Here is a 2,944-nt window from a genome sequence, read left to right on the forward strand (position 1 = left end):
TTCGCCAAGATGAACCGCATGCCGACGATGTGGCAGGCCGGTGTCTATTCGTCCGTCATGCATTATCTTCAGGCGATCAAGGACACCGGCACCGACGATCCGTTGAAGGTCGCGGCCAAGATGCGCGAAAAACCGATCGAGGATTTCTTTGCCCGCCACGGCAAGCTGCGCGAGGACAATCTGATGGTGCACGACCTGATGCTGGTGCAGGTCAAGTCGCCGGAGGAGAGCAAATATCCCTGGGACTATTACAAGATTCTGGCGACGATTCCCGGCGACCAGGCGTTCGGCCCGCCTGATCCGGCGTGTGCGCTGGTGAAGAAGTGACGACGTAGCAGAGCGACAAACCGAGATGTCGTCCCCGCGAAAGCGGACCCATAACCACAGGCGCTTGTTGCTGCGCTCGGTCTCTCCCAGCGTGCTCCAAACCACTTCCTCGGGTTATGGGTTTCCGGCTTTCGCCGGGACGACAGCGAATACTCACTTTGTCAGCCCGATCTCGCGAAAGTATTTCAGCACGCCGGGATGGATCAGCTCCGCGCGCGGCGCGGCGGCGAGCGTGTTGGCCGCGGTGGTTTCGCAGGCCTGCGCCAGCTGCTTGCACAAGGCGGCCTCGACGCCATGCAGCGTGCGCGCGAGGCGATAGGCGACATCGTCCGGCAGGGTGTCGCGCGCCAGAACGAAACTCCACGAGCCGACCGAATTGATGGCGGCCGTCTGGCCGGGATAGCTGCCGGCCGGCACGGTGAGCGGCTTCAAGAAGCTGTGCCTGGCGCGAATGCGCGCAATCTCAGCGGCATCGGGCGCGATGAAGCGCGCGCCTGCCGGACTCGAGGCCACCGCAGCAAAGCCGGGCCAGCCGATGCCGGCCCCCCACAGCGCCGCGGCGCGTCCATCCAGCACCATGGCCGGACCATCGCCGGCGCGATCGAGATAGATCGACCTGAAGTCCTCGTCCTGCCTCAACCCGAGGCCGTCGAGAATGTAGCGCGACAGGATCGGCAGCCCCGACCCCTTGGCGCCGAAGGCAACCGGCTGGCCGACGAGATCGCGGATGGTCTTGTAGGGGCTGTCGGCCCGCACCACGAACATGCCGGGGCTCGAATACATCGCGGTGAGAATTTTCAGATGCGTCGCGGCACGCCCGATACCCAGGAACGCTTCATAGGCAGGCTCGCCGGCGACGAGGCCGAGATCGAGCTGCCCGGCCTCCAGCAGCGGGATGTTTTCATTGCTGCCCTTGGTGTTGCGCGGCGTGACCACGAGGGTGGGATCGGCTGCATTCATCGCCTGCGCAAAGGCATTGCCATAGAGCGGAAAACCGCCGCCCGGTGTCGCCGTCCCCAGACTGATCGTGGTCATCGGATTGATCTTTTCCTTTTCTTGATCTTGCGCCGCAACACTGCCCGTCATGAGCCAGAGACCGACAAGACTGGCAAGCACGGGCCTTGTGGTCGACATCGAACATAGCTGTGCGTCGAAACGTCCGAACATGACGAACCCCGCCAATCACCGGCCATAGTGAGAGCATGTCAGGCGCACAGGAAATAACAAGAATCACCACGGTTCGCGCGGGCCGCCTCGCTTCGACCCCGAGATCCGCGATCGCCACAGAAATCTGTGATATGGCCAAGGTAACAAACAGACAAGGGGGAGGACATGCCTGCCATGTTGCGTGCCGCGCTGCTCGGCCTCGCCTGCGTGCTGGTCGTCTGCGCAAGTACCACGCCGTCGCGGGCCGCCGATTATCCGAACCGTCCGGTGCACTGGTTGAACGGCTTTGCCCCGGGCGGACCGGTCGACACCATCGCGCGGATCATGGCGCAGTTCCTGTCGGATCGTCTCGGCCAGCAATTCGTCGTGGAGAACCGCCCCGGCTCCGGCGGCAATATCGCGGCCGCCGCCGGCATCGCCGCGGCGCCGGACGGCTATACGCTGCTGTTTTCTGGCGCTAACAACGCGATCAGCGCCTCGCTGTACAAGAAGCTGCCGTTCGACTTCATGCGCGACACCGTGCCGGTCGCGATCTTCACCGAGGTCCCCAATTTGCTGGTGGTGTCGAACGCCATGCCGGTGAAATCGGTCAAGGAGCTGATCGACTACTGCAAGAAAAATCCGGGAAAAATCTCCTTTGCGTCCTCGGGCAACGGCACCACGGTGCACATGTCGGCCGAGCTGTTCAAGGCGATGACCGGATGCGAGATGGTGCATGTGCCCTATCGCGGCTCGGCGCTGGCGTTTCCCGACCTCATCTCGGACAAGGTGCAGCTGATCTTCGACAACCTGCCGACCGCGCTGGCCCAGGCCCGCGGCGGCAGTCTGCGGGCCCTCGGCGTCACCTCGAGGGAGCGCTGGCCGGGCCTGCCGGACATGCCGGCGATCGCGGAGACCGTGCCCGGATTCGAATCGATGGTGTTTTATGGCATGTCGGCACCGAAGGGCACGCCTCCCGAAATCGTCGCCATCCTCAACAAGGCCGTCAACGAGGTGCTGGACGATCCGAAGCTGAAGGCGCGGCTTGCCGAGCTCGGTGGCGTGCCGATGCCGATGACGCCCGAGGCCTATGGCGCGCTTATCGCCGAGGAGACCGAGCGGTGGCGCAAGGTGGTCGCGTTCGCCGGCGTGTCGGTGGAATGATGGCACCATTGCGGGATCGCCAGCCAGCCTGTAAACGAGGGCCGCACCGCTCGCGGGCGCCCTGGGGCGCCTGCCCGCGGCGGGGCCTGTAGCTCAATGGTTAGAGCCGGCCGCTCATAACGGTCTGGTTGCAGGTTCGAGTCCTGCCGGGCCCACCAACGAAATCAATTGCTTATCCCGTCTTGTTTGGCCGCAGCGGGAGCACCGCACCAGAAATCGCACCAGATACGTGCGCTTTTCGTTCGCCGCGTTCGCGCATAGCAATCTTTTCGACGGCATCCGACAAATAGTCGGGATGGTGGTGTCC

3 protein-coding genes and 1 tRNA gene are annotated in these 2,944 nt (G+C 63.9%); 3 read left to right on the forward strand and 1 reads right to left on the reverse strand.

The window, feature by feature from the left end; all coding sequences use genetic code 11:
* Positions 1 to 327, forward strand: a 327-nt coding sequence (locus JOZ76_RS38055; protein WP_291706510.1) for an ABC transporter substrate-binding protein, incomplete at its 5' end; no start/stop codon positions are given.
* A gap of 153 nt (positions 328 to 480) precedes the next feature.
* Here JOZ76_RS38055 and JOZ76_RS38060 read toward each other — a convergent pair.
* A complete protein-coding gene (locus JOZ76_RS38060) occupies positions 481 to 1,413 on the reverse strand; it encodes a TAXI family TRAP transporter solute-binding subunit (protein ID WP_291706512.1) in 933 nt (310 codons plus the stop codon).
* A gap of 246 nt (positions 1,414 to 1,659) precedes the next feature.
* Here JOZ76_RS38060 and JOZ76_RS38065 point away from each other — a divergent pair, with 246 nt between their 5' ends.
* Both JOZ76_RS38065 and JOZ76_RS38070 read left to right on the forward strand, forming a co-directional pair.
* Positions 1,660 to 2,637, forward strand: coding sequence for a Bug family tripartite tricarboxylate transporter substrate binding protein (locus JOZ76_RS38065; protein ID WP_291706511.1), 978 nt, complete (start codon positions 1,660 to 1,662; stop codon positions 2,635 to 2,637).
* An 82-nt stretch (positions 2,638 to 2,719) separates the two neighbouring features.
* Positions 2,720 to 2,795 (forward strand) — tRNA-Ile (locus tag JOZ76_RS38070).
* Positions 2,796 to 2,944 lie beyond the last annotated feature (149 nt).

Origin of the sequence: Bradyrhizobium sp., from assembly GCF_019244115.1 — a bacterium.
Classification (GTDB): domain Bacteria; phylum Pseudomonadota; class Alphaproteobacteria; order Rhizobiales; family Xanthobacteraceae; genus Bradyrhizobium.

Excerpts from the sequence above, each read along its gene's own strand:
- JOZ76_RS38060 (WP_291706512.1), bottom strand. The coding sequence starts at position 1,413 with ATGACGGGCAGTGTTGCGGCGCAAGATCAAGAAAAGGAAAAGATCAAT.
- JOZ76_RS38065 (WP_291706511.1), top strand. The coding sequence starts at position 1,660 with ATGCCTGCCATGTTGCGTGCCGCGCTGCTCGGCCTCGCCTGCGTGCTG.